The sequence below is a fragment of the Pseudomonas sp. S3_A09 genome (assembly GCF_054668065.1).
Genome location: NZ_CP162752.1, coordinates 55,430 through 80,806, shown reverse-complemented (window position 1 = coordinate 80,806; position 25,377 = coordinate 55,430). Strand labels below are relative to the sequence as shown.

The 25,377-nt window shown below is 58.7% G+C and carries 28 protein-coding genes and 1 tRNA gene; 23 read left to right on the top strand and 6 right to left on the bottom strand.

What is annotated here, in order from left to right; translation table 11 throughout:
* Nucleotides 1–48: 48 nt before the first annotated feature.
* From AB4N92_RS00400 to murB, 7 genes are read left to right on the top strand one after another with little or no spacing between them, the layout of a single operon-like run.
* Complete coding sequence (locus tag AB4N92_RS00400) at nucleotides 49–684, top strand: MotA/TolQ/ExbB proton channel family protein (protein WP_010209649.1); 636 nt, start codon at nucleotides 49–51, stop codon at nucleotides 682–684.
* Nucleotides 681–1,109 (top strand): ExbD/TolR family protein, encoded by a 429-nt coding sequence (locus tag AB4N92_RS00395; protein ID WP_010209650.1) that lies wholly within the window; start codon nucleotides 681–683, stop codon nucleotides 1,107–1,109. Before AB4N92_RS00400 ends, AB4N92_RS00395 begins: the two co-directional genes overlap by 4 nt.
* Nucleotides 1,109–2,119, top strand: a complete 1,011-nt coding sequence (gene lpxK, locus AB4N92_RS00390) for a tetraacyldisaccharide 4'-kinase (RefSeq protein WP_236267456.1) — start codon at nucleotides 1,109–1,111, stop codon at nucleotides 2,117–2,119. Before AB4N92_RS00395 ends, lpxK begins: the two co-directional genes overlap by 1 nt.
* Nucleotides 2,120–2,143: 24 nt before the next feature.
* A complete protein-coding gene (locus AB4N92_RS00385) occupies nucleotides 2,144–2,329 on the top strand; it encodes a Trm112 family protein (protein WP_003174668.1) in 186 nt (61 codons plus the stop codon).
* Nucleotides 2,326–3,090, top strand: coding sequence for a 3-deoxy-manno-octulosonate cytidylyltransferase (gene kdsB / locus AB4N92_RS00380; RefSeq protein ID WP_010209652.1), 765 nt, complete (start codon nucleotides 2,326–2,328; stop codon nucleotides 3,088–3,090). The genes AB4N92_RS00385 and kdsB overlap by 4 nt, the downstream gene beginning before the upstream one ends.
* On the top strand, nucleotides 3,090–3,554 hold the full coding sequence (locus AB4N92_RS00375; protein ID WP_010209653.1) for a low molecular weight protein-tyrosine-phosphatase: 465 nt from the start codon (nucleotides 3,090–3,092) through the stop codon (nucleotides 3,552–3,554). The genes kdsB and AB4N92_RS00375 overlap by 1 nt, the downstream gene beginning before the upstream one ends.
* On the top strand, nucleotides 3,551–4,570 hold the full coding sequence (gene murB, locus AB4N92_RS00370; RefSeq protein ID WP_010209654.1) for a UDP-N-acetylmuramate dehydrogenase: 1,020 nt from the start codon (nucleotides 3,551–3,553) through the stop codon (nucleotides 4,568–4,570). The genes AB4N92_RS00375 and murB overlap by 4 nt, the downstream gene beginning before the upstream one ends.
* A gap of 62 nt (nucleotides 4,571–4,632) precedes the next feature.
* On the opposite strand, the gene AB4N92_RS00365 is transcribed toward murB, so the two are convergent.
* Nucleotides 4,633–5,304, bottom strand: a complete 672-nt coding sequence (locus AB4N92_RS00365; RefSeq protein WP_010209655.1) for a Bax inhibitor-1/YccA family protein — start codon at nucleotides 5,302–5,304, stop codon at nucleotides 4,633–4,635.
* Nucleotides 5,305–5,456: 152 nt separating this feature from the next.
* Here AB4N92_RS00365 and AB4N92_RS00360 point away from each other — a divergent pair.
* Nucleotides 5,457–5,547, top strand: a tRNA-Ser gene (locus AB4N92_RS00360).
* A gap of 233 nt (nucleotides 5,548–5,780) precedes the next feature.
* Entirely contained in the window at nucleotides 5,781–6,278 is a 498-nt protein-coding gene (locus AB4N92_RS00355) for a hypothetical protein (RefSeq protein ID WP_226994521.1), read from the top strand.
* A 179-nt stretch (nucleotides 6,279–6,457) separates the two neighbouring features.
* Here AB4N92_RS00355 and AB4N92_RS00350 read toward each other — a convergent pair whose 3' ends face one another.
* Nucleotides 6,458–7,432: a fimbrial protein gene (locus tag AB4N92_RS00350; protein WP_226994520.1), complete on the bottom strand. Its 975-nt coding sequence runs from the start codon at nucleotides 7,430–7,432 to the stop codon at nucleotides 6,458–6,460.
* Nucleotides 7,433–7,641: 209 nt separating this feature from the next.
* Nucleotides 7,642–8,499, bottom strand: coding sequence for a sensor domain-containing diguanylate cyclase (locus AB4N92_RS00345; protein ID WP_021492744.1), 858 nt, complete (start codon nucleotides 8,497–8,499; stop codon nucleotides 7,642–7,644).
* Nucleotides 8,500–8,698: 199 nt separating this feature from the next.
* On the opposite strand from AB4N92_RS00345, the gene AB4N92_RS00340 reads away from it, so the two are divergent.
* The 7 genes from AB4N92_RS00340 (at nucleotide 8,699) to AB4N92_RS00310 (ending at nucleotide 14,580) form a co-directional block, all read left to right on the top strand.
* Entirely contained in the window at nucleotides 8,699–8,860 is a 162-nt protein-coding gene (locus tag AB4N92_RS00340; RefSeq protein ID WP_021492743.1) for a hypothetical protein, read from the top strand.
* A gap of 5 nt (nucleotides 8,861–8,865) precedes the next feature.
* The gene (locus AB4N92_RS00335; RefSeq protein WP_010209663.1) at nucleotides 8,866–9,183 is read left to right on the top strand and encodes a hypothetical protein; all 318 of its coding nucleotides are present in this window, start codon (nucleotides 8,866–8,868) and stop codon (nucleotides 9,181–9,183) included.
* 385 nt (nucleotides 9,184–9,568) lie between these two features.
* Complete coding sequence (locus AB4N92_RS00330) at nucleotides 9,569–10,318, top strand: hypothetical protein (RefSeq protein ID WP_031291146.1); 750 nt, start codon at nucleotides 9,569–9,571, stop codon at nucleotides 10,316–10,318.
* Between the two features lie 134 nt (nucleotides 10,319–10,452).
* Nucleotides 10,453–10,722 (top strand): hypothetical protein, encoded by a 270-nt coding sequence (locus AB4N92_RS00325; protein ID WP_010209665.1) that lies wholly within the window; start codon nucleotides 10,453–10,455, stop codon nucleotides 10,720–10,722.
* Nucleotides 10,723–10,914: 192 nt separating this feature from the next.
* Nucleotides 10,915–13,032: a TonB-dependent receptor family protein gene (locus AB4N92_RS00320; RefSeq protein WP_236267630.1), complete on the top strand. Its 2,118-nt coding sequence runs from the start codon at nucleotides 10,915–10,917 to the stop codon at nucleotides 13,030–13,032.
* Between the two features lie 76 nt (nucleotides 13,033–13,108).
* Nucleotides 13,109–13,651, top strand: a complete 543-nt coding sequence (locus AB4N92_RS00315) for a sigma-70 family RNA polymerase sigma factor (protein ID WP_010209668.1) — start codon at nucleotides 13,109–13,111, stop codon at nucleotides 13,649–13,651.
* Nucleotides 13,648–14,580 (top strand): FecR family protein, encoded by a 933-nt coding sequence (locus tag AB4N92_RS00310; RefSeq protein ID WP_010209669.1) that lies wholly within the window; start codon nucleotides 13,648–13,650, stop codon nucleotides 14,578–14,580. The genes AB4N92_RS00315 and AB4N92_RS00310 overlap by 4 nt, the downstream gene beginning before the upstream one ends.
* Here the strand turns inward: AB4N92_RS00310 and AB4N92_RS00305 are convergent.
* Entirely contained in the window at nucleotides 14,577–16,394 is a 1,818-nt protein-coding gene (locus tag AB4N92_RS00305) for a sigma-54-dependent Fis family transcriptional regulator (RefSeq protein ID WP_010209670.1), read from the bottom strand. The two genes, AB4N92_RS00310 and AB4N92_RS00305, sit on opposite strands and share 4 nt — an antisense overlap.
* A gap of 264 nt (nucleotides 16,395–16,658) precedes the next feature.
* Between AB4N92_RS00305 and AB4N92_RS00300 the strand changes: the two genes are divergently transcribed.
* The 6 genes from AB4N92_RS00300 to AB4N92_RS00275 are packed head-to-tail and all read left to right on the top strand — an operon-like array spanning nucleotide 16,659 to nucleotide 22,582.
* Nucleotides 16,659–17,753, top strand: coding sequence for an ABC transporter ATP-binding protein (locus AB4N92_RS00300; protein ID WP_106119288.1), 1,095 nt, complete (start codon nucleotides 16,659–16,661; stop codon nucleotides 17,751–17,753).
* Nucleotides 17,753–18,850 (top strand): ABC transporter ATP-binding protein, encoded by a 1,098-nt coding sequence (locus tag AB4N92_RS00295; protein WP_106119287.1) that lies wholly within the window; start codon nucleotides 17,753–17,755, stop codon nucleotides 18,848–18,850. Before AB4N92_RS00300 ends, AB4N92_RS00295 begins: the two co-directional genes overlap by 1 nt.
* Entirely contained in the window at nucleotides 18,847–19,713 is an 867-nt protein-coding gene (locus AB4N92_RS00290; RefSeq protein WP_460128961.1) for a carbohydrate ABC transporter permease, read from the top strand. The genes AB4N92_RS00295 and AB4N92_RS00290 overlap by 4 nt, the downstream gene beginning before the upstream one ends.
* A gap of 10 nt (nucleotides 19,714–19,723) precedes the next feature.
* Nucleotides 19,724–20,524, top strand: coding sequence for a carbohydrate ABC transporter permease (locus AB4N92_RS00285; protein ID WP_003174634.1), 801 nt, complete (start codon nucleotides 19,724–19,726; stop codon nucleotides 20,522–20,524).
* Between the two features lie 10 nt (nucleotides 20,525–20,534).
* Nucleotides 20,535–20,807 carry a DUF2160 domain-containing protein gene (locus AB4N92_RS00280; protein ID WP_010209675.1) on the top strand — a complete coding sequence of 91 codons (273 nt, stop codon included), beginning with the start codon at nucleotides 20,535–20,537 and terminating at the stop codon, nucleotides 20,805–20,807.
* Between the two features lie 32 nt (nucleotides 20,808–20,839).
* Nucleotides 20,840–22,582: an ABC transporter substrate-binding protein gene (locus AB4N92_RS00275; protein WP_010209676.1), complete on the top strand. Its 1,743-nt coding sequence runs from the start codon at nucleotides 20,840–20,842 to the stop codon at nucleotides 22,580–22,582.
* 75 nt (nucleotides 22,583–22,657) lie between these two features.
* Here the strand turns inward: AB4N92_RS00275 and AB4N92_RS00270 are convergent, their stop codons facing one another.
* Both AB4N92_RS00270 and AB4N92_RS00265 read right to left on the bottom strand, forming a co-directional pair.
* On the bottom strand, nucleotides 22,658–23,671 hold the full coding sequence (locus tag AB4N92_RS00270; RefSeq protein WP_010209677.1) for a hypothetical protein: 1,014 nt from the start codon (nucleotides 23,669–23,671) through the stop codon (nucleotides 22,658–22,660).
* A gap of 48 nt (nucleotides 23,672–23,719) precedes the next feature.
* Nucleotides 23,720–24,151: a hypothetical protein gene (locus AB4N92_RS00265; RefSeq protein WP_010209678.1), complete on the bottom strand. Its 432-nt coding sequence runs from the start codon at nucleotides 24,149–24,151 to the stop codon at nucleotides 23,720–23,722.
* A 163-nt stretch (nucleotides 24,152–24,314) separates the two neighbouring features.
* Between AB4N92_RS00265 and AB4N92_RS00260 the strand changes: the two genes are divergently transcribed.
* Nucleotides 24,315–25,316, top strand: coding sequence for an ABC transporter substrate-binding protein (locus AB4N92_RS00260; protein WP_042572161.1), 1,002 nt, complete (start codon nucleotides 24,315–24,317; stop codon nucleotides 25,314–25,316).
* The last annotated feature ends 61 nt before the right edge of the window (nucleotides 25,317–25,377 follow it).

Here is a 25,377-nt window from a genome sequence, read left to right as displayed (position 1 = left end):
ACGCACCTATATGGTAAAGTGGCGCACTTTTTCGAGGGGACATTCACTGTGTGGGAATTGGTCAAATCCGGCGGCTGGATGATGTTGCCGATCATCATGAGCTCTATCGCCGCACTCGGCATCGTCGCCGAACGCCTGTGGACCCTGCGCGCCAGCCGCGTGACCCCCGAGCATCTGCTGGGGCAGGTCTGGGGTTGGATCAAGAACAAGCAACTGGACAAGGAAAAGCTCAAGGAACTGCGCGCCAACTCCCCGTTGGGTGAAATCCTTGCTGCAGGCCTGGCCAACTCCAAGCACGGTCGCGAGATCATGAAGGAGTGCATCGAAGAGGCCGCCGCCCGCGTCATTCATGAGCTTGAGCGTTATATCAATGCTCTCGGCACCATCGCCGCGATGGCGCCGTTGCTCGGCTTGCTCGGCACAGTGCTGGGTATGATCGATATTTTCAGCTCATTCATGGGCGCCGGCATGACCACCAACGCGGCCGTACTGGCCGGCGGTATCTCCAAAGCGCTGATCACCACAGCCGCAGGCTTGATGGTGGGTATTCCTTCGGTGTTCTTCCACCGATTCCTGCAACGTCGCATTGATGAGCTGGTGGTCGGCATGGAACAGGAAGCCATCAAGCTGGTGGAAGTGGTGCAAGGCGACCGTGACGTCGACCTGGTTGGGGGCAAAGCGTGAAATTTCGCCGCAAGCAACGGGAAAACGTCGATATCAACCTCGCGTCGCTGATTGACGTGGTGTTTATCCTGCTGCTGTTTTTTGTCGTCACCACCACCTTCACCCGGCAGACCGAGCTGCGCGTCGACCTGCCGGAAGCCGTGAGCGGCTCGCCGGCCGAAGACCAGCAAGTCAAGCAATTGGACATCGCCATCAGCGCCGACGGGGTGTTTTCGGTGAACAACCAGTTGCTTGAGAAAAACGACCTGGCCAGCCTGATGGACGCTTTGCAGAAAGAGTCCGGCGGCGACACCAAGCTGCCACTGTCCATCAGTGCCGACGGTAAGACCCAGCACCAGGCCGTGATCACCGCGATGGACGCGGCCGGAAAGCTCGGTTTCAGTCATCTGCGCATGACCACCGTCGAGGCGGCGGGCCAACCCTGATGGCCATGTCCGATCGTTTGCTCAAGGCCTGGTACGAGGGCCATCCGGCACTCACGCTGCTGCGCCCGCTGGAGTCCTTGTACCGTGGAGTTGTGCAGCGCAAGCGTGCGCGCTTCCTGGCGGGTGAGGGCGAGATCTATCAATCGCCGGTGCCGGTGGTGGTGGTCGGTAATATCACCGTGGGTGGCACTGGCAAGACGCCATTGATCCTGTGGTTGATCGAACATTGTCGACGCAGCGGCTTGCGCGTGGGGGTGGTCAGCCGCGGTTATGGCGCCAAGCCGCCACAGTTGCCATGGCGGGTTGAAGCCAGCCATAGCGCCGAAGTGGCGGGTGACGAGCCTTTGTTGATCGTGCAGCGCTGCGGCGTCCCGTTGGTGATCGACCCCAATCGTAGCCATGCAGTCCAGGCGCTGCTGGCCAGCGAAACCGTGGACCTGATCCTTTCCGACGACGGCCTGCAGCACTACCGCCTGGCCCGTGACCTTGAACTGGTCCTGATCGACGCCGCCCGCGGCCTGGGCAACCGTCGTTGCCTGCCGGCGGGGCCGTTGCGTGAGCCGGTGGAGCGGCTGCAGAGTGTCGACGCGTTGCTGTACAACGGCGCCGTCAGTGATCGAGACGATGGTTTCGCCTTTCGCTTGCAACCCACGGCACTGGTCAGCCTGCTGACCGGCGAGCGGCAGCCGGTGGATCATTTTCCCGCCGGCCAGCCGGTGCATGCGGTGGCCGGTATTGGCAACCCGCAACGTTTCTTCAATACCCTTGAAACGCTACACTGGCAGCCGATACCCCATGCATTTGCCGACCACGCGCCCTACAGCGCTGAGGTCCTGAATTTTACGCCGTCATTGCCGCTGGTCATGACCGAGAAGGACGCGGTGAAGTGCCGCGCCTTTGCCCAGCCCGACTGGTGGTACCTTGCGGTGGATGCACTGCCGTCGCGGGCGTTCATCGCCTGGTTCGACACGCAGCTGATGCGTCTGCTGCCTGCCCGTCTTTTGCCTTAAACCGCTGCTTTCCAGGAACCACTCATGGACACCAAACTGCTCGACATCCTCGCTTGCCCGATCTGCAAAGGCCCGCTCAAGCTCAGCGCCGACAAAACCGAGCTGATCAGCAAAGGCGCCGGCCTGGCTTACCCGATCCGCGATGGCATCCCGGTGATGCTGGAAAGCGAAGCCCGCACCCTGACCACCGACGAGCGTCTGGATAAATGACCACCGCCTTTACCGTTGTCATTCCTTCCCGCTACGCATCGACCCGTTTGCCGGGCAAGCCGCTGCAACTCATCGGCGACAAGCCGATGATCCAGCGGGTGTGGGAACAGGCCTGCAAAAGCAGCGCCGAGCGTGTGGTGGTGGCCACCGACGATCCGCGTATCATCGAAGCCTGCAAGGGGTTTGGCGCCGAGGCGGTGTTGACCCGCGAAGACCATAACTCCGGCACCGATCGCCTGGCTGAAGTTGCCACCCAGCTTGGCCTGGCACCGGACGCCATCGTGGTCAACGTACAGGGTGACGAACCCCTGATCCCGCCCAGCGTGATCGACCAGGTCGCTGCCAACCTGGCCGCCCATGGCGAAGCGCGCATGGCGACCCTCGCCGAGCCGATCGAAGACATCGAGACCCTGTTCAACCCCAATGTGGTGAAAGTGGTCAGCGACATCAACGGCCTGGCGCTGACGTTCAGCCGCTCGGTCTTGCCTTGGGCGCGCGACGCCTTCGCCAAGAAACCTGACGTATTGCCGGAAGGCGTGCCTTACCGTCGCCATATCGGCATTTACGCCTACCGCGCCGGTTTCCTGCATGACTTCGTCAGCTGGGGCCCGTGCTGGCTGGAAAACACTGAATCCCTGGAGCAACTGCGGGCCCTGTGGCACGGCGTGCGTATCCATGTGGGCGATGCGCTGGAAGCACCGCCGGCCGGTGTCGATACCCCGGAAGACCTTGAGCGCGTCCGTCGCCTGCTGGGGGCCTGATGGAGGTTCTGTTTGTCTGCCTGGGCAACATCTGCCGTTCGCCCACAGCAGAAGGCGTACTGCGTCATAAATTGCGCGAAGCGGGGCTGGCGGGGCAGGTGGAAGTAGCGTCTGCAGGGACGGGTGAATGGCATGTCGGCAACCCGCCGGATCAACGCAGTCAGCGTGCGGCGTTGGTGCGCGGCTACGATCTGTCCGCCCAGCGTGCCCAGCAGGTGTCTCGCGCCGACTTTGCGCGTTATGACCTGATCCTGGCCATGGATCACAGCAACCTGCGCAACCTCAAGGCCCTGCAACCGGGCCAGGGCAAGGCGGAGCTGGACCTTTTCCTGCGCCGCTACGACGCCGAAGTTGACGAAGTGCCGGACCCGTATTACGAAGGTGAACAAGGCTTCGAACGGGTCCTGGACCTGATCGAACGCGCCTGTGATTTATTGGTGATCGAATTGAAGGGACGGTTATGACCTTGCAAGTGCTTGCGCAGGTATCGCTCAAGCCATTCAACAGCTTTGGCATTGATGTCAGTGCCCAGTTGTTTGCCGAGGCCCACAGCGATGATGACGTCCGTGAGGCGCTGGCCTATTCAGCGGTGCACGCGGTGCCGCTGTTGGTGATCGGCGGTGGTAGCAACTTGCTGTTGACTCAGGACATTCCGGCGCTGGTCCTGCGCATGGCTACCCAAGGCATCCGTGTGTTGCATGACGACGGCACGCAGGTGGTGGTCGAAGCCGAAGCCGGCGAAGCCTGGCATCCGTTCGTGCTGTGGACCCTGGAACAGGGATTCTGCGGCCTGGAAAACCTCAGCCTTATCCCCGGCACCGTCGGTGCAGCTCCGATGCAGAACATCGGCGCCTACGGCGTGGAGATCAAGGATGTATTCGCCGGCCTGACTGCTCTGGATCGCCACACCGGCGAGCTGCGCGACTTTAGCCTGGACGAGTGCAACTTTGCCTACCGCGACAGTCTGTTCAAACACGAAACCGGACGCTGGCTGATCCTGCGCGTGCGCTTTGCCCTGAGTCGCGCCAGCCACCTGAAACTCGACTACGGGCCGGTGCAACAGCGCCTGGCGGGGCAGGGGATCACCGAGGCGACGCCGAGTGACGTCAGCCGCGCGATCTGCAGCATCCGCCGGGAAAAACTGCCGGACCCGGCAGAACTGGGCAATGCCGGCAGCTTCTTCAAGAACCCGCTGGTGTCCCAGGCGCTGGCGGCTGAGCTGCAAGCGGTGTATCCGGACCTGGTGGCGTACCCGCAGGCGGATGGGCAGATGAAGCTCGCGGCCGGCTGGCTGATCGACAAGGCGGGGTGGAAGGGCTTTCGCGACGGCGATGCCGGCGTACACAAGTTGCAGGCGTTGGTGCTGGTCAACTATGGCGATGCCACGGGGCACGATATTGCGAACTTGGCCCAGCGTATCCAGCGCGACATCGCTGAGCGTTTCAAGGTTGATCTGGAAATGGAGCCCAACCAGTATTAACTCCCTTGAAACAAAAATGCCCCGCATCTTTCGATGCGGGGCATTTTTTATTGCGTTAACAATCAGTCATCACGGCTCATGATGCCGAAGATCTGCAACAGGCTGATGAACAGGTTGTAGATCGACACATACAGGCTGATGGTCGCCATGATGTAGTTACGCTCGCCACCATGGATGATTGCGCTGGTCTGGAACAGGATGCACACCGAGGAGAACAGCACGAAACCTGCGCTGATCGCCAGTTGCAGGCCGCTGATCTGGAAGAACATGCCCGCAACCACCGCCGCCAGCAGCACGAAGAAACCAGCGGTGATGAAGCCACCCAGGAAGCTCATGTCCTTACGGGTGATCAGCACGTAGGCCGACAGACCACCAAACACCAGCGCCGTCATGGCGAACGCCGAGCTGACCACTTCCGCGCCGCCAGCCATGCCGAGGTAACGGTTGAGGATCGGGCCGAGGATAAAGCCCATGAAACCGGTCAAGGCAAACGCCGACACCAGGCCCCAGGCCGAGTCACGCAGCTTGTTGGTCAGGAAGAACAGACCATAGAAGCCGATCAGCACGACAAAGATATTCGGGTAGCCGACACGCATCTGCTGGGCCACGAACGCCATCACGCCGCTGAATGCGAGGGTAAGGGCGAGCAAGCCATAGGTGTTGCGCAACACACGGCTGACTTCAAGCTGCTCAGCCTGCGCGTTACCATTCACTGCGTAATTCTGTTCGCGCATGGCGACACTCCTTCGATTTTGAAACGTTCAGTCGCAAAGATCATAACAGACGCTCTGTAACAAGCGATGGCAAGAGTTTGACAGTGTGTTTCATTCGGGTATTATGGCGCCCGCTGAGACGGGATGGGCTACTATAATCCTGTGATGCACAAGGGAAATTGGCAGAGTGGTTGAATGCACCGGTCTTGAAAACCGGCGGACGTTAATAGCGTCTCCAGGGTTCGAATCCCTGGTTTCCCGCCAAGATTCAAACAAAAGCCCCGCGATTGCGGGGCTTTTGTGTTTCTGGGATTAGGTGGTGGAAGATCAGCTTTTACTCGTCATCTCTTTGTTTTTTTACTACTATTGTCCGTCTGTGCGCTCAAGGAAGAGAGGCTGAGCGCCTTGAGTCTGGTAGAGAATTTACACTCGAAGATTGAGTGGGTTATTGCTTTTACCCAGAACCTAACGACTCAGCCAACCATAATGACCTCTTGGTGAACCCGATGGATAAAATGTGTGGCATCGTTGTAGTGGTAGGACTTGCCCTCGCGGGATGCGCTACGAAAACTCCAGAAAAAAAACCTGAAGTGACTCCACCTCCCGCCGTCGTCCATGAAGCACCACCTGAAGTCGCACCTTCGTCACCACCCAATTGGACTGTGCGATATGAGGCTGCACCTGCTAACGCCGCGGCCCACGCCTCTCCAGAGTCCGCTCAGCCAGAATCAGAAACAGACTTAAACCAGAATCGCGCTGAGCAATGCCGTAAAGAGCTGGATGTCTTAAAGGTTTACAACAAAGCGTCCTACGTTAAATACGAGGCGGAATACCAAGCCATTGCTGCCAAGACGGCTAAATATATGGAAATCAAGGACTCGTTGGGTTCCGATTTGAACTATATGGTTATGCCCGCGTATCAATTTCAAATTCGTGAGTTCTGCTTCCGCGTGAAAACCCGGCTGTCGGAGCTTGTGCTTCGCCAAGCCAAATAATACAAGCGAACCCGCTGCGAGTGGTTTCTGGTCTAGAGAGGTCAGGTGGGGGCCGTAATGCTTAAAAAACCTGTTGACGTATCCAAGACCACAAAACTTAATGCCTCGACTTGTCGGGGCATTAACTTTTAGGCGGTGCTGGCGGCGTTTTAACACGGCCAATGCCGACACTCAGCGTGCTACAGATAGTTCATTACAAAGGTAACCGACGCGTTGGCAGTGCCGGCCTTCAGTTCGCCGTCAGCCAGGCGGTAATAAGCCGCAGAAAGAGGGATTTTGAAGCTTGTGCCTGTGGTACTGAAGCCATTGAATGGGTAGGTAGTACCCAGGACAATAGGTTTACCGGTGTCGTCCATCAGTTTCAGGCCGATGCCTTTTGCGGTCGAACTGGCGTTCAACGCTACGATGCCTTGTTGCTGATCAATCACTTGCGAAGTGGCTTTAAGGGCATAGGTGACCTTCTGGATACCTGTCTGGCATTGGTTAAGACCAATGTTGAATCGAACGCTTTGTGACGTATCACCAATCTTGCTGAATTCATCAAGGTAATAGTCATCTCCCATTTGAACAGAAACATCCGGGGTCTCGCAGGATGCAGCGTTCAAGATGATTGGGTTGGTCAGGTTAACCTTCACAAGATCAATATCGCCGTACCGATGCGCTCCCAGGTTGCCTGCGGGAACCTCATTTTTCGATGACAGTTCACCTGATTTAGTAATTTCAAGGGTGTACGTCCTGCTTGGGTCCAGGTAATTCCCGGACATAACCCTGTCTGCACTTAAATAGCCATTTTGTGAGGTCTTGATTTTCATTGACAGCCCTGTTTTACCCAGGGGGAAAGTAGTACCAGTCTTAACGCTACCAAATGTCGGGTTCAGACTAAAGATAAAGGGTGACGATACAGTGCAGTTAAAACCCTGCTTCGGTGCTGTGATGGTTTCTTCGTACACCACCGTGCCTGCGGGCGTATCTCGAGGGACCGTCAAGGTAATTGGCGCGGCGGCGTAGTTAGCCGTGAACGTTTCACCCTGGGTGAAATTGCAACTCGCGGCCATCGTATCCGCTGAATAAGCAGACATAACCGCGGCGGCGGTACTCAGCAGTGCACGCAGTCGGCGTTGTTTTTCTGAAACACACATTTTGTTCACGGCCATGATAGAGGCAAGATGGACGAGCACCCTATCGATCAACTACGGCTGAGAAAATCAGGCGATTCTTAGAGTGTGTGCCGCGATGACGCTATTTGCAGTGGAAGGGGCCGCGGGAGGAGGTCAATCATTTGCACACCTTGATACTTGCCCGCGACTTGATTGGTTTTCGAGCCAGGCAGGTTAGGTAAAACCATCGCCAGCCCGGCTGTTGATTAGTTCCACCGCTGCCTTTTCACCCGATACATCTCCCCATCCGCATGACTCAACAGCGTATCTGCATCCTCTCCATCCGCCGGGTAAAACGCCACGCCAACACTGCAGGACGGCATCTTAACCCCGCCAAACTCGGCACCCAGTGGCTCAGCCATGACTGCAAGTATCTGCGCCACCTTGCCGGCCACCGCATCCTGCGACTGGATATCCGTAATCAACACCGTGAACTCATCCCCGCCCATCCGGGCCACCAGGTCGCTCTCGCGCACGCAGCGCTCCAGTCGTCGGGCAATCACACAGAGCACGCGATCGCCCATGGCATGGCCATGCACATCGTTGATGCCCTTGAAGTCATTGATGTCCAGGAACAGCAGCGCCAGGATCTGGTTATGAAGCTGTGCGGCCTTCAGGGCGTCGTCCAGCCGAGCATTGAACAGCGACCGGTTGGTGAGGGCCGTCAGCGGGTCATGATGGGCGAGGAAGCGTAGTTCTTCCTCGGCCTGGGTGAGTGCGGTCACGTCCCGTGCGACGCCGATCCGCGCCCCGACCTCTTCGGACCAGAACGCCGCCCACAGGATATGTACGACGCTGCCATCCTTGCGGATATAACGGTTGCGGAAGTCGACATGGGGTTGGCCGTTCATGACCCGGATAATGGAGGCGCGAGTGCGTGCCAGGTCTTCAGGGTGCATGTAGTGAGTGATCAGGGTACCCACCAGCTCATTGGCGCTATAGCCGAGCAGTGCCTCACAGGCATCGCTCACGAAGACAATCTGGTTATCGCCGTCGACGACGAAGACCGTATCCAGCATCAGGTGGATCAGTTTGGGATAGAGGGCTTCCAGGTCAATGGGCATTGGCAGTCAGGCGTCTGATTCATAGGGGCTGATCATAGCCCGAACACGGCGAGTGGCGGCGAGACGTGCGGTGATTTTTTGATGTCCTGCATCACGGGGGCTGTTTGCCCGGGGTGTTCACAACACCTGGTCAAACGTATGATCGGGCCGAGCGCCCTATCCGGTCGCTGAGACTCACCCCCTTTTGAAGGACATGAGCATGCAAAAGCACTTCGGTAATTCAGGCCTGTTCAAGGCTGCTTCGTACATCTGCGAAGAAACCCTCGGCAGCGGCATCGCCGGCTGGGAGTTGAAAAACAGTGCGTTGAATACGAAGGAGTTTTTGATATGTCCAAAGAATTACTCGGAGTTTCTGCTCTAGGGTTGATGGTCGTCGGTGAGTTTTGTGCAATCTATAGTGAGGTAGTCACCGCCAGGCTGGCCCAAGCCAGCGACGGCTCATGGCAAGCTTTCATCATGCCGGTGGTGGTGATGTGCTTCGCAGGACTTTGTCTGTTGGGGGCTTATTGGCTGGGTTATCTGGCAGTCGGTGATATCTGGGTGGTAACGGTGGTTTCCGTGACGTCGTTATTGCTGCTGGAACCGATCGTGATCTGGGCGCTGTTCCAGGAGTTTCCCGGCCGAGGCGCGATGATCGGGTTTTGCCTGGGAGCCTTGGGCATGCTGGCCACTGTCTTGCTGTAGCTGCACGCTCTGGCCCGGCATTTGGATGTCGGGCCAGATTAGAGTGAGCAGTGGGCAATACCTTCCACCGCCGCAAGGGCGGCTGAGTATTAAAGCCGTGACACGCAACTCAGCAAAAAAGCTGCGCCACCGAAAGCAGGCAAATCATCTGGACAACCATTTGCGCACGAATTGAATGTTTCATTGCCGTGACCCTGATTACAGTCGTTACAGTAAGTATAGAGACAGAATAGAATTATTCAGAATGTAAGCCCATTCATCTGCCCAGCGGTCTCTGGTTACAACTCTCTGCCCCCGGTCACTGCACTTTTCTGGATTTCTCCGCTCTATCCTTGTCCCAGCCCCGCCGATCCCCGCGTGGGCGGATGAATCAGATCGGGTGCCGATGGATCGCACGTTTCCTTGTTTCAATCGTCGACGGGTGCGCCAGCCCTTGCTGCTGGCGGCCTTGTTAATGCTCTGTGCCAGCGGCTGCAGCCAGCAGCAGGGGCAGGATATCGTCAAGCAGTTCAGCAATGGCAAGCCCGATGAGTTCTTCCAGACCAGTGTCGATCGCATGGCGACGCTGGGCATGCGCGACAATCTGCAAAGCCTGTATTTACTGATGAGCAAACTCTATCTGCGTAATCCCAGCCAGTGGCGGCAGTCGGGTTACCCGGACGCGGTGACTGCGGCGCGGGAGATTCGCCAGGCCATCGAGCAACGTCGCGCACTACCAGCCCTAGGGGAGCGTCGTGACCTGGCGGCGCTGAGTTACTCCTTGAGCCCTGAATTCAAAGGCGACCGGGTCGGCGCCTTCATCTACGCAATCGGCAGCATGATCGTGACCGCCCACGGTGGACGCACGGAGTTCTACATCACCGATTCAATCAACCCGCAGTTCGTCAGCAATGCCGCGCGCAATATCGAGAAGGCCACGTGGCTGCTGAGCAAACGTCAGGATGCGAATGGCGTGCTGCTGCTGTTTTCCAACGAAATTTCGGAGGAGGGCAGCAACCTCAGCTTCGCGGTGGAGTTCGGCAAGATCGTCGCGCGTCTCGATCTGCTGACCCAGATGCTCGATGAACGCTACCGGCGTATTGGCCTGAACTATGCGCAGAGCTTGTTGCTGATGAATTTTCTGCCGGTGCAATAAACAGGGATACGTCAGCATAAAGGTACGGTGCTTCCCTTTTGCGCGTAGGAATCGGCCTATCTTGCTGCCCACTGCTTGAAACACCCCTTGGTCATCAATAGCCTCGGATTTTTCTGAAATATGAGGCCTTTACCATGGGTAAGCGGAAAACGGTTTGGCCTACTGAAAGAGAAATACGCCTGCGCTTTATCCTGTTGGCTGTGATCGATGCGGCGAGTATTCAGGGTGTCTGCGCCGAACTGTTGTTGCCTGCGCACGAACTCCTGCGTGACTCGCCCACCGAGGCGCAATTGCTCGATGCACTGCGCGGGATACTGGCCACGGATGAAATGTATGGATTCCGATTGGCTCCGGGATCAGAAGCAGAAGAATTGATGCAGGTGCTGAATATCCCCGACAGCTGAGGATTTTGTGTGGGAGGCGACAACGTCCTGGATGGAGTCGCGCCCCATACGGATGTGAACCTCCTATGTGCCAGGTCAGCTTCAGCTGTGTCACGCAAAACAGCCCAGGAGGTCAAAGCGTTAATAAGGCGTGACCTGGCGTGCGTCCCAGCCTTCCCACCACGTGCCCCCCGAACTCCAAGGACCTGCCCGATGCTGTTGCGCCACCCTCCGTTCCTGTTTGCCGCCCTGACGTTAAGCTCGCTGGTGCACGCCGAAGACCTTCAATTGGCCCCGGTCGAAGTCACCAGCAGCGAAGCCAGCGCCGGTGAAGTGGCCGAGGCGCAGCTCAAGAGTGTGCCCGGTGGCACCAACTACATCGACATGAATAGCGTGCAGCAGGGGCGGGTGAGTACCAACGAAGACGTGTTCAAGTACCAGGCCGGGGTGTACGCCAAGGCGGCCAACAACGAAGGGGTGAAGCTCTCGATTCGCGGTTCGGGCCTGAACCGCAGCCCCGGGTCCCACGCCTCCGGCCTGTACGAAATGTTCGACGGCCTGCCGTTGACCGGTCCTGGCGGCACCCCTTACGAGCTGAAAGACCCGTTGTGGCAAAGCCGGGTAGAAGTGCTGCGCGGCGCCAACGGTTTTGACCAGGGCGCGTTGGCCCTAGGCGGCGCCGTCAACTACGTGACCCGCACGGGCTACGATGCGCCCAAGCTGCAACTGCGCTATGAAGCGGGCAGCAAAGGCTACGCCCAGCGTGAGATCAGTTCCGGCCAGGTGCTGGGGGATGCCGACTATTACATCAGCCTCACCGATTCCGAATCCGACGGCTACCAGCACCAGAGCGCAGCAACCGGCAAAGGGGTGGCCGCCAACTTCGGTTACCGCTTCAACCCGGACCTGGAAACCCGCTTCTATTTCCGCTACCGCGAAACCACCAACGACACGCCGGGCAAACTCACGCGATACCAGATCAGCCACGACCCGCGCGCGGCCGCCAGCCTCAACGCCGCCCGTGACTCCAAGCGCCTGCAGCCGGGCTCGACCTGGATCGCCAACAAGACCACCTTGCAGCTGGACGATAATGCCCGCGTCGAAGTCGGCCTGGCGTACCACGATTACCCGATGGACCTGCGTGAAGGCACCAACCGCCTCAAAGTCGCGTACACCGATATCAGCAGCACCCTCAACTACATCCGTCAGGACACGCTGTTTGGCCACGACAGCAACACCACCGTCGGCCTGCGCACCACCCAGGCGATGCCCAACAACGGCGCCTCGGAATATGTGCGCACGCCTGCCGGTAATACCGCTGGCTACGCGCCCGGCACCAAGACCCGTGACTACAGCTACCTGGGCTCCGACACCGTGTTGCACATCGGCAACGATCTGGAACTGATTCCCGACCTATGGCTGACCACCGGCCTGGCGGCGATCTACACCCGTCGCGAAACCCAGGTCACCTATCCCGAAGGCCAGGCGCCGCTCAGCCAGCACGACTGGGACTACGCTCCGCGTATCGGCCTGCGGTACGACTTCACCCCGCACCTGCAGGTGTACGGCAACCTGAGCCGATCGGTCGAGCCGCCGCATGCGTGGTCGATGATTTGGGGTTCGAACAAATACTTCCCCAAAGACAGCGGCCCGGCCACCGGCCTTCAGCGTGAAGGCGTGAGCCTGAAAAACCAGACCGCCACCACCCTGGAATTCGGCGGGCGCGGCGAGCAATGGTTCGGCCAGTGGGACCTGGCGCTGTACCGCTCTGAAGTGCGCCACGAATTGCTCACGGTGGAAACCCAGGCGCAAACCGCCACCCGCAATGCCATCGTCGCAGAATCCAACGCCAGCCCCACTGTGCACCAGGGCGTGGAACTGAGCCTGCTCAGCCCGTTGTGGGAAGGCGGCCATAACGGCCAGCTCACTCTGCGCCAGGCCTACACCTTCAGCGACTTCCACTACCGTGATGACGACCGCTTTGGCGACAACGCCCTGCCGGGTATCCCCAAGCACTACTATCAGGCGCAGGTGCGCTACAGCCATCCGACCGGTTTCTACACCAGCCTTAACACCGAGCATTCATCAAGAGTGGCAGTGGACTACGCCAACTCCTACTACGCCGCGTCCTACACGGTGCTCGGTGCCACCTTCGGCTACGACGCGCCCCGGCAGGATTGGCAAGCCTGGGTCGACCTGCGCAATCTCACCAACCGGCGTTACGCCAACACCGTCACGCCGGGATACGACGATAAAGGCCTGGATGTAGCGCGTTCCACGCCGGCGGATGGCCGTGGCATCTACACCGGTGTGTCGTGGAGCTGGCGCTGAGCCCCTTGCCCAAACCCTGTTTTACTGGCATTGTCTGCGCAATTGGCAATTATTCCCATTTGAGATCTTTTTGCGCATGCACGACATTCCGGCCGCGCCAGGCGACTCCGTCCGGCAGCAGACCCTTACGGCGATGTACAGCGAGCACCACGGCTGGTTGCACGGCTGGCTGCGCAAGAAACTCGGGTGTTCCCAGCATGCAGCGGACCTCGCCCATGACGCCTTCATCCGCGTCTTGATGCTGGCCGAACCTCAACAGATCAAAGAGCCCCGCGCGTTCCTGGCCACCACGGCAGGGCGGTTGCTGATCGACGGCGCCCGTCGTCGTCGCATCGAAAAAGCCTACATGGAAGCCCTGGTGATCCAGTGCGAGGACGCTGGCATGCCCGACCCGGCCGCGATTCATGTCGCGCTGCAAGCCCTGGAACGTATTGCGGAGATGCTTGCCGGGCTGCCTGCCAAGGCGCGCGAAGCGTTCCTGCTGAGCCGCCTCGACGGGCTGACCTACAGCGAAATCGCCACACGCCTGGACGTGTCTGCCAGCACCGTCAAAAACTACATCTCCAGTGCCTTGGTTCACTGCTACCACAGCCTGCACCCGGCAGACCCGCTGGCATGAGTTCCGAACAGATCATCCAACAAGCGGCGCAGTGGCTGACCCGCCTGCATGACGAAAACGTCACCGAGGCCGACCACCAGGCATTCAACACCTGGCGCCAGGCCGACCCGCGGCACGCTGTGGCCATCGAACGCATGGGCGCAGTATGGGGCAGCCTCGACACGCTGCCGGCCAAGCCCGCACGCATTGCCTTGAACCGCGCATTCGCCCCGCGACGTGCGCGAGGTGCGCAAGCGGTGGGCTTGCTCGGCGTGGTCCTGTGCGGCTGGCTGGGCCTGCAACACCTGCCGGTCTGGATGGCCGACCAGCGCACCGGCGTCGGCGAGCGCCGGCAGATCGCCCTCGAAGACGGCAGCCAGTTGCAGCTCAACAGCAATTCGGCGGTCGACGTGAAATTCGACGGCCATCAACGGGTCATCGAGTTGCTGCAAGGCGAACTCTGGGTGGACGTGGCCAAGGATGCGCAACGGCCGTTCGTGGTGCGTACCGACCAAGGTACGGCCACGGCATTGGGCACGCGTTATCTGGTCAAACGTGCAGCGGATGGCACCACGGTGGTCACGGTGATCGAGTCCAGCGTCGCGGTCAAAGGCGCCACCCGCGACGGCGTCAACGTCACCGCCGGCCAGCGTTCGGTCCTCGATCACGGCCGCGCCCAGCCGCCGCAAGCCATCGGCAACAGCGACCCGGACGCCTGGACCCGTGGCCTGCTCAAGGTCAACGATCAACCCCTGAGCGACGTGCTGCAAACCCTCGCCAGCTACCGCCATGGCATGCTGCGCTTCGACCCTCAGGCGTTGCAGGACCTGCGGGTGTCCGGTGTGTTCAAGCTGGATGATACGGCGGCGGCGCTGTCGTCACTGGCGGACAACCTGCCGATCCAGGTGGAGTACTTCACCGACCTGCTGGTGGTGGTCAAGCCGCGTTAGCCTTCGTGCTGGCGCAGGCGTTTGTACAAGGTGTTGCGGCTCACCCCCAGCTCCCGCGCCAGGTGGGAGATGTTCCCGCCTGCCGCCTTCAAACGCTGGTTCAGATCGATGCTGTCATCCAGGTATTCACTGGCGGGCAGCGGTGGATCTACCTTCAAGTCCACAAAAAAATCATCCGGCAGGTGTTCCGCGCGGATCGGCTGTTCCTCAGCCATGGCCAGCGCCACCTGCAACACGCTGCTCACCTGACGCAGATTCCCCGGCCACGGGTGCTGTTCGAATAACGCCAGCACTTCGGCGCTGAGGCCTGCCCATTGAGTCGGCTCGCGGTGTTGCTGCCACAGTTGTTGGAACAGTGCCTGCTTATCGGTACGTTCGCGCAACGGCGGCAGTTCCAAGGTCAAGCCGCCGATGCGGTAGTACAAATCCTCACGAAAACGTCCGGCCTGCACCAGCTCGCGCAGTGCACGGTTGGTGGCCGAGATGATTCGCAGATCTACCGGGAACAGCTCGCTGCTGCCCACCGGCTGTACACAGCGCTCCTGCAGCACCCGCAGCAAACGGGCCTGGGTCGGCAGGGGCATATCACCGATCTCGTCGAGAAACAGCGTGCCCTTGTCGGCCTTGCGGATCAGGCCGATGCTGCCTTTCTGATTGGCGCCGGTGAAGGCGCCTTTTTCATAGCCGAACAGTTCCGATTCCACCAGCTCGGCGGGAATCGCCGCACAGTTCACCGCGATAAACGCCTTCTGGCTGCGCGAACTGGCCTGGTGCAGGGCTTTGACGAACACTTCCTTGCCCACGCCGGTTTCGCCATGGATCAGCAGCGGAATGTCCTTTTCCAGTAAGCGTTCAGCCTGGCGCACGGCCTTCTCCACGCGTACATCGCCGAAGTGCAGGGTCTTGAGGCCAATCGACGCAGGCGTCGGTGGCGTCGGCTCGGTGAACACGCGCGCCTGCACGGGCATCTGCTTGGGGCGTCTCAACACGCATTGGAAGCGGTTGCGTCCTGCGGCCTGCAGGGAGAAAGGCAATCCTTCCGGCTGGTTCAACAACTCCAGCAATGACACCTTGAACAAACTGTCGATCATCACCCGCGACAAGCTGATGCCCAGCAGGTTGTCGGCACGCCGGTTGGCTGACAGCACCTGGCCGCTTTCATCAAAGATCAGCAGGCCGGCCCACTGGCTGTCGAGGTTGCTCAGGCCGGTGTTGAAGGTCAGTTGGAAGTGCTCGCCGCGAAACAGGTTGAGGATCAGCCGGTTTTCCACGGTCTGGCTCATCATCTTGACCATGCCCAGGGTGTGCGAGGGCGGCAGGTAGCTGTCGCTGGACACATCCAGCACCGCGATGATCTCGCGCTGCGCATCGAAAATCGGCGCCGCCGAGCCGGTCATGAAGCGGTTGGCCTTGAGGAAGTGTTCATCGTGCTCGATATGCACCGCTTGGGCACAGGCCAGCGCGGTGCCGATGGCATTGGTGCCGCTGGAGCGCTCCATCCAGCTGGCGCCGGGGTTGAAGCCTCTGGCCAGCTTGGGGTCGATAAATCGCTGGGTGCCCCAGCTGGTCAGCACCTGGCCCTGGTTGTCGGCCAGCATGATCAGGCAGTTGGAATTACTGAGGATGTTTTCGTAATAGGGCAGCACTTCCTGATGCGTGGTCTGTACCAGCGAGTGCTGGCTTTCCAGCAGTTGACTGATGCCCTCGGCGGGGAGCTGGTCGAAGCTGGGCGTGCTCTGGTGGTCCAGGCCGAAGGCGCGGCAGCGGCGCCAGGATTCCTGGATAAGGGTGTCGTGAGCCAGTGGTTCGGCCATGGGGTGACCTTCGTTTTTATTGTTATTGGGCTTGCACAATCTGCCTGGAAAAACCGCTCCCACAGTTGCCCTGTGTTGTGCATGAGAGTGTTGTTCAGAACTGTTCATTGTCAACCCCTGAACTGTTCAATTGTTCAGTCAGATTGTTCACTCTCGAACATCGCTTTCACCCCATTTCCTTGCACATCAAACACTTGTCGTTTTGGCACGAAACTCGCTCTGACAGCTGGCCAGATTCATTCCAATAATAAAAAAGGTCGTGTCATGTCATTGACCCTGGAACATGTCTCCCGCGTTGTCGAAGGCCAGACCTGGATCGACGATGCCACCCTGCGTTTCGAAGCCGGTTCCTTTAACGTCTTGCTCGGTCGCACCCTGTCCGGCAAGACCAGCCTGATGCGCCTGATGGCCGGCTTGGATAAGCCCAACAGCGGTCGCATCCTGATGAACGGTGTGGATGTCACGCAAAAGCCGGTGCGCCTGCGCAACGTGTCGATGGTCTACCAGCAGTTCATCAACTACCCGACCATGACGGTGTTCGAGAACATCGCCTCGCCGTTGCGCCAGGCCGGTGTGTCCAATGAGCTGATCCAGAGCAAAGTGCTGGAAACCGCGAAGATGCTGCGCATCGAGAAATTCCTCCAGCGTCACCCGCTGGAACTCTCCGGTGGCCAGCAGCAGCGCACGGCCATGGCGCGCGCACTGGTCAAGGACGCCGAGCTGATCCTGTTCGACGAACCACTGGTGAACCTGGACTACAAACTGCGCGAAGAACTGCGTCAGGAAATGCGCGAGCTGTTCGCCGCGCGCCACACCATCGCCATCTACGCCACCACCGAGCCCAACGAAGCGTTGGCCCTGGGCGGCACCACCACCATTCTTAACGAAGGCCGGGTGATTCAGAGCGGCAAGGCTGCCGAGGTCTATCACCAGCCGCAGACCGTGCTGGCGGCCGAGCTGTTTTCCGAGCCGCCGATCAACCTGATGCCGGGGCGTATCAGCGGCAATGAGGTGAGCTTTGCCAATTTCGTGCACTTCCCGCTGAACGTCGATCTGCGCCCGATTGGCGAAGGCGAATTCCGTTTTGGCGTACGCCCCAGCCATATCAGCCTGGTGCCAAGCAACGATGACGATCTGGAGCTGGCGGTCACCGTGGAAGTCGCGGAGATCAGTGGTTCGGAAACCTTCCTGCATGTGCGCAGCGAACATTTCCTGCTGGTACTGCACCTGCCGGGGGTCCACGAATACGACGTCGACGCGCCGATCCGCGTGTATATCCCCACCCATAAACTGTTTGTGTTCGATGGGCAGGGCCGTTTGGTCCAGGCCCCCGGGCGCCGTGTTGCGAGGGTTGCCTGATGGCCGAGATCCATTTGCAGAACCTGGCGCATAGCTACAGCCCTACGCCGAGCGGTCCTGAGGACTACGCCATTCGGGAAATGAACCATGTGTGGGAGCAGGGTGGGGCCTACGCCTTGCTTGGGCCGTCGGGCTGCGGCAAGTCGACCCTGCTCAACATCATCTCCGGCCTGCTCAGCCCGTCCGAAGGCCATGTGCTGTTTGACAGCAAAGTGGTCAATGACCTCACCCCGGAAAAACGCAACATCGCCCAGGTGTTTCAGTTCCCGGTGGTGTACGACACCATGACGGTGTTCGACAACCTCGCGTTCCCGCTGCGCAACCAGGGCATGGCCGAGGCAAAAATCCACAGCAAGGTGCAGGAAATTGCCGAAGTTCTCGACCTGCAGAACCTGCTGACCAAGAAGGCCCGCAACCTCACCGCCGACGAGAAACAGAAAGTCTCCATGGGCCGTGGCCTGGTGCGTGACGACGTGTCGGCAATCCTGTTCGATGAACCGTTGACGGTGATCGATCCGCACCTCAAGTGGAAACTGCGACGCAAACTCAAGCAGATCCACGAGCAGTTCAACATCACCATGGTCTACGTCACCCACGATCAGTTGGAGGCCTCGACCTTCGCCGACAAGATCGCGGTGATGTACGGCGGCCAGATCGTGCAATTCGGCACACCCCGCGATCTGTTCGAACGGCCCAGCCATACTTTTGTCGGCTATTTCATCGGCAGCCCTGGGATGAATCTGATCGAGGTGCAAGCCGAGGCGGGCGGGGTGCGGTTTGCCGACACCCACCTGCCATTGCCAGCGGCCTTGCAGCAACGTATTGCCAACACCGAGTACAAAAAGCTGCAGGTCGGTATCCGCCCGGAATTCATCCACGTGTGGGACGAGTACAACCCTGACGCCCTGCAGGCCGATATCACTCATCTCGAAGACCTCGGCACCTACAAGATTATTACCCTCAACCTCAACGGCGCGTTGCTCAAGGTACGCCTGGCCGAAGACAAACCCGTGCCCGAAGGCAAGGCCTCCATCAGCTTTCCCGCGCAGTGGTTGATGGTGTACGCCGACGATTACCTGCTGGAGGTGCAGCCATGAACAAGGTGCAAAACAACAAGGCCTGGTGGCTGGTGCTGCCAGTGTTCCTGCTGGTGGCATTCAGTGCGGTGATCCCGATGATGACCGTGGTCAACTACTCGGTGCAGGACATCTTCGACCAGTCCAGTCGCTACTTCGTCGGTGCCGACTGGTATAAGCAGGTGCTGCTTGACCCACGCCTGCACGATTCGCTGCTGCGTCAGTTCATTTACTCGGCCTGCGTGTTGCTGATCGAAATCCCGTTGGGCATCGCCATCGCCCTGACCATGCCGACCAAGGGCCGCTGGTCTTCGCTGGTGCTGATCATCCTCGCCATCCCGCTGCTGATCCCATGGAACGTGGTAGGGACAATCTGGCAGATCTTCGGTCGCGCCGATATCGGCCTGCTGGGTTACAGCCTCAACGCCCTGGGCATCAGTTATAACTACGCCGCCAACACCATGGACGCCTGGGTAACGGTGCTGGTGATGGACGTATGGCACTGGACTTCCCTGGTGGCGCTGCTCTGCTACTCCGGACTGCGCGCGATTCCGGACGTGTACTACCAGGCTGCGCGGATTGATCGCGCATCGCCCTGGGCGGTGTTCCGACATATCCAGTTGCCGAAGATGAAAAGCGTGCTGCTGATCGCGGTGATGCTGCGCTTTATGGACAGCTTCATGATCTACACCGAGCCTTTCGTCCTCACCGGCGGCGGTCCGGGTAACGCTACTACGTTCCTGAGTCAGACGCTGACCCAGATGGCTGTAGGCCAATTCGACCTGGGCCCGGCGGCGGCATTCTCGCTGGTGTATTTCCTGATCATCCTGTTGGTGTCCTGGCTGTTCTACACCGCCATGACCCACTCCGAAGCCAACCGCTGAGGCCGCCAACATGAGTAAGCGCAAGGTTATTCCGCTGCTGATCTACATCCTGTTCCTGCTGGTGCCGATCTACTGGCTGCTGAACATGTCCTTCAAGAGCAACACCGAAATCCTCGGCGGGTTGACGCTGTTTCCGCAGGATTTCACCCTGGCCAACTACAAGGTGATCTTCACCGACCCGAGTTGGTACACCGGCTACCTCAACTCGCTGTACTACGTAAGCCTGAACACGGTGATCTCCCTGAGCGTGGCGCTGCCGGCGGCCTATGCGTTTTCGCGCTACCGCTTCCTGGGCGACAAGCATCTGTTCTTCTGGTTGCTGACCAACCGCATGGCGCCACCGGCGGTGTTCCTGCTGCCGTTCTTCCAGCTGTATTCGTCCATCGGGCTGTTCGACACGCACATCGCGGTGGCGCTGGCGCACTGCCTGTTCAACGTGCCGTTGGCGGTGTGGATCCTTGAAGGCTTCATGTCCGGCGTGCCCAAGGAAATCGACGAAACCGCCTACATCGACGGCTACTCGTTTCCTAAGTTCTTCGTGAAGATTTTTATCCCGTTGATCGGCTCCGGCATCGGTGTCACCGCGTTTTTCTGCTTCATGTTCTCCTGGGTCGAACTGTTGCTGGCGCGCACCCTGACCTCGGTCAATGCCAAGCCCATCGCGGCGGTGATGACCCGCACGGTGTCGGCGTCGGGTATCGATTGGGGCGTGCTGGCGGCGGCGGGGGTGTTGACTATCCTTCCCGGCATGCTGGTGATCTGGTTTGTTCGCAACCACGTGGCCAAGGGCTTTGCCCTGGGCCGGGTCTGAGGAGTCGATGATGGAATGGATGGCCTGGACCACCCCCACCGCGCTGTTTTTTGGTGCCATAGCCCTGATCCTGGCGGGCATGACCACTTGGGAGCTGCGTTCTCCGAGTATTCCCCGGCGTGGGTTCTTACCGATCAGCACCACCCGTGGTGATCGTTTGTTTATCGGTCTTCTCGGCAGCGCCTACCTGCATTTGCTGGTCATCGGCGTTACCGACTGGAGCATCTGGGTGGCGTCCGCGCTCTCCCTGGTATGGCTGTTGAGTGTGATGCGTTGGGGCTAGTGCCCTTATGAATAAACAACCTGGAGGTCTCTATGTTGAATAAGAACAATAAGCTGCGACATAGCATTTCATTGGCCGCCGTACTGGCCCTCAGTGGTTTGAGCGCCTCGGCCTGGGCCGATGCGTACGAAGATGCCGCAAAAAAATGGATCGGCAGCGAGTTCAAGCCGTCCACCCTCACGGCTGAACAGCAGCTTGAAGAGCTCAAGTGGTTTATCAAGGCTGCGGAACCGTTCCGTGGGATGAAGATCAACGTGGTGTCGGAAACCCTCACCACCCACGAGTACGAGTCCAAGGTGCTGGCCAAGGCCTTCAGCGAAATCACCGGCATCAAGCTGACCCACGACCTGCTGCAGGAAGGCGACGTGGTGGAGAAGCTGCAAACCCAAATGCAGTCCGACAAGAACATCTATGACGGCTGGGTCAACGACTCGGACCTGATCGGTACACACTTTCGCTACGGCAAGACCGAATCCATCACTGACCTGATGGCCAACGAAGGCAAGGACTTCACCTCGCCGACCCTGGATATCAAGGACTTTATCGGCATCTCCTTCACCACCGCGCCCGACGGCAAGATCTACCAATTGCCCGACCAACAATTCGCCAACCTGTACTGGTTCCGCGCCGACTGGTTCGAGCGTCCGGAGCTGAAAGCCAAATTCAAGGAAAAATACGGCTATGACCTCGGCGTACCAGTGAACTGGTCGGCCTATGAAGACATCGCCAAGTTCTTCAGCGAAGACGTCAAGGAGATCGACGGCAAGCGCGTGTATGGGCACATGGACTACGGCAAGAAAGACCCGTCCCTCGGCTGGCGCTTCACCGATGCCTGGTTCTCCATGGCCGGTGGCGGCGACAAGGGCCTGCCCAACGGCTTGCCGGTGGACGAGTGGGGCATTCGCGTGGAGGACTGCCACCCGGTCGGGTCCAGCGTCACCCGTGGCGGCGACACCAACGGCCCGGCCGCCGTGTATGCCACCCAGAAATATGTGGACTGGATGAAAGCCTATGCGCCACCGGAAGCGGCGGGCATGACCTTCTCCGAATCCGGCCCGGTGCCGTCCCAAGGCAACATCGCCCAGCAGATCTTCTGGTACACCGCGTTTACCGCCGACATGGTCAAGCCAGGCTTGCCTGTGGTGAATGCCGACGGCACGCCGAAATGGCGCATGGCGCCATCGCCCGTCGGACCGTACTGGGAAAAGGGTATGAAGAAGGGCTATCAGGACGTGGGCTCCTGGACGTTCCTCAAGTCGACGCCTGAGAAACAGAAGCTTGCGGCCTGGCTTTACGCGCAGTTCGTGACCTCGAAAACCGTGTCGCTGAAGAAAACCATCGTTGGTCTGACACCGATTCGTGAGTCCGACATCAACTCCCAGGCCATGACCGACATGGCACCGAAACTGGGTGGCCTGGTGGAGTTCTATCGCAGCCCGGCCCGAACCGAATGGTCGCCGACCGGCACCAACGTGCCGGACTACCCACGCCTGGCACAACTGTGGTGGAGCAACATCGCCGCCGCCGCCAGCGGCGAGAAAACCCCGCAACAGGCGTTGGACAACCTGGCCAAGGAACAGGACGCCATCATGACGCGCCTGGAACGCTCCAAGGTGCAACCGGTGTGCGGCCCGAAAATGAACCCCGAGCGTGACGCGCAATACTGGTTCGACCAGCCGGGCGCGCCGAAGCCGAAACTGGCCAATGAGAAACCGAAAGGCGAGACCGTGAACTACAACGACCTGCTCAAGCAGTGGGAGGCGGCGCGTAAGTAAAACTCTTTTGCGACTAACGCTGTGCAGGTGGTGAGGGAGTACGATCCCTCGCCACCCTTGTATCGCGCCAAGTGATTAAACGGGTTTCTTCCAAGCACCAAGCAGTTTGGCAATCGAGTCGGCTGCATCGTAAATGCTGGGAGGTGGTGCGTTATCGCTGATCACTTCGGAGAAAATCATGTTTTCGAATTTCATGAGTGTTTCGCGCTCCAAATCCTTGGACTTGGCAGCATAATCATGAACGAATGCGCACATTGAACTTCTGAGTTCGAGTTGTGAGATTTGATTTTTCAATACTGCCCAGCGAGAGTGAATGAGTCTGAAGTAGTAGATTAAAATAATTTCCACGGCAATTGAAAATGTGAGGGTCAGGAGGGGCAGTGTCGTTTCTTTTTTGAACAAGAAAAGTGTTATTCCAGCTAGCAACTGAATGAGAGGAAGGGATAAGGCAAGTGCGCCTGCGATCTTGAGTGCTGATAGAAGGCCTGAAGCTTCTTTGCGCTTGCTCTCGACTATTTTATCGAATGCATGGCTCAGGCCGAGGTAGTTATTGCCTGAAGTCACCTCTCTGTAACGGTCTTCTGCTTCAGCTGCTCGTTTTTCCCATTGATCAATGTTTGAGCTCCACGTCTCGATTTTTTTGATATTTTCGTCAAGGTTTCGAGAATTGTATTCAGTTCGTTCACGGTAAATAGTGTACGCAACACCGAATGTGATTTCGTCGATCCTCGAAAGGAGGGTTTCTTCGAATTTAGGGTGGATGTAAAACTGGACAATTGGTGACGTACTAAAATCTGGTGTTGAGCCTAAGGCGCTTATGTATCTTAAAGTTTTCGCTAGCTCAAAGTGAGTATGCTCAATGGTTATTTCATCTATCGGAGAGGATAGTAGGTTTTTGATCGTTAACAGTTGGTCGTTGTAGTAGGTGGACTGTTGAGTGGGAAAAGAGAAGTCTCGGCGACCTAATAGGGTGCTGCCAATCTGTTTTGCCATGGTTTTGACGCAAGCGGATATATCACTTTTGTGCAGCTCAAGATATTCCTTGAGTGCACTTTGGTATTGTTCCGCCTGTTCTAGTGTCGTCAGCATATTTACATCCCTATTAATGTCTCGTCGCCTTGACCTGTTGCACGTCTGTCAGCCGGCCATCTGAGGCAACAGGTGTGATTCTCCGCCCACATCCTTGACCAACCCACTGGCCAAAAACAGCGGTGCCAGGCGTTTATGCAGTTGCGGTTCAACAAACTCCTTCACGGTGTCCAGCGCCAGTACACCGCTCAACGGCAACTCGGCCTTGGTGTACGACAACCAGGCTTTCTTCAGCGCCTGCAGCACATCGCTGCCCGCCGTGGATGCGAAGCGGCGTTGGGTGGGTTTACCGTCGAAGGTGAAGGTGTGCTGGAACTCATAGCCGGTTTCATCACCTTGGCTGGCCGTGCAGCGGATGCAGCTGCACGGGCCGTCGCCGAAGGCGCTGCGCAGGTAGGCGTTGAAGTCCACCACGGGTTTGAGTGACAGGCGCTTATCCACCTCGAACAGGTCCCCGGTCATTTTTTCGTCAGTGTTCAACGTCCATTTCCTCGCAGGTTCGGCAGTTTTTCAAAGCGCGGCACAATACCAGCCGAGCGGGTGTTTGTGGGTGATTTGCATAACAATAGATCCCGATATTCTTTTCCTGTCTTAAAAATCGCCGCTAGGCTCCATCACCTTCTTAAAAACGCGGCAGATTCCTATGACTTTCAAGCGTTCTTCCCTGGCCCTGCTGGCGGTTGCGACAGCGTTGATCAGTATCGGCGCCCAGGCCGAAGGCAAGATCAGCATCGCCCAGCAATTCGGCATCGGCTACCTGATCCTCGACGTGGTGCGCGACCAGAACCTGATCGAAAAGCACGGCAAGGAACAGGGCCTGGACATCAAGGTGGAGTGGAGCAGCATTTCCGGCGCCACCGCGATGAACGAGTCGCTGCTGGCCGGTGCGCTGGATGTGGTCTCTGCCGGTGTGCCGCCGATGCTGACCCTGTGGGATCGCACCAAGGGCAAGCAGAACGTCAAGGCCATCGCCTCCCTCGGCTCGATGCCCAACTACCTGCTGACCAACAACCCCACCGTGAAGACCCTCAAGGATTTCACCGAAAACGACCGCATTGCCGTGCCAGCCGCCGGCGTGGGCTTCCAGTCGCGCACGCTGCAGATCGAGACCGCCAAGCAGTTCGGCGATGCCCACTACAAGAAATTCGACGACATCTCCATCAGCCTGGCGCACCCCGACGCGACCGCCGCGTTGATTGCCGGTGGTTCGGAGATCAACTCACACTTCTCCAGCCCGCCGTTCCAGTACCAGGAATTGCTCAATCCGAATGTGCACAAGGTGCTCAGTTCCTACGACATCCTGGGCGGTCAGGCGACGTTCAACGTGCTCTACACCACGCAGAAATTTCATGACGAAAACCCCAAGACTTACAAGGCGTTCTATGACGCGCTGGCCGAGGCCGAGAAGATCATAAAGGCCGACAAACCGGCTGCGGCCAAGGCATACATCCGCGTAGAACAGTCGAAACTGCCGTTGGACCTGGTGGAGCAGATCGTCCAGGACCCGGAAATCGATTTCACCATCGTGCCGCAACGCACCTACGTCTATGCCGAGAAATTGCAGGCGCTGGGGGTGCTGAAAAACAAGGCTGCCAGTTGGAAAGACTACTTCTTCGAAGAAGCCCATGGTGGCGATGGCAGCTGATATCCGCGAAGGGCGCGCCACGGCGGGCATGGCGAATAGCTGTGGCGCCAGGCAATTGTGG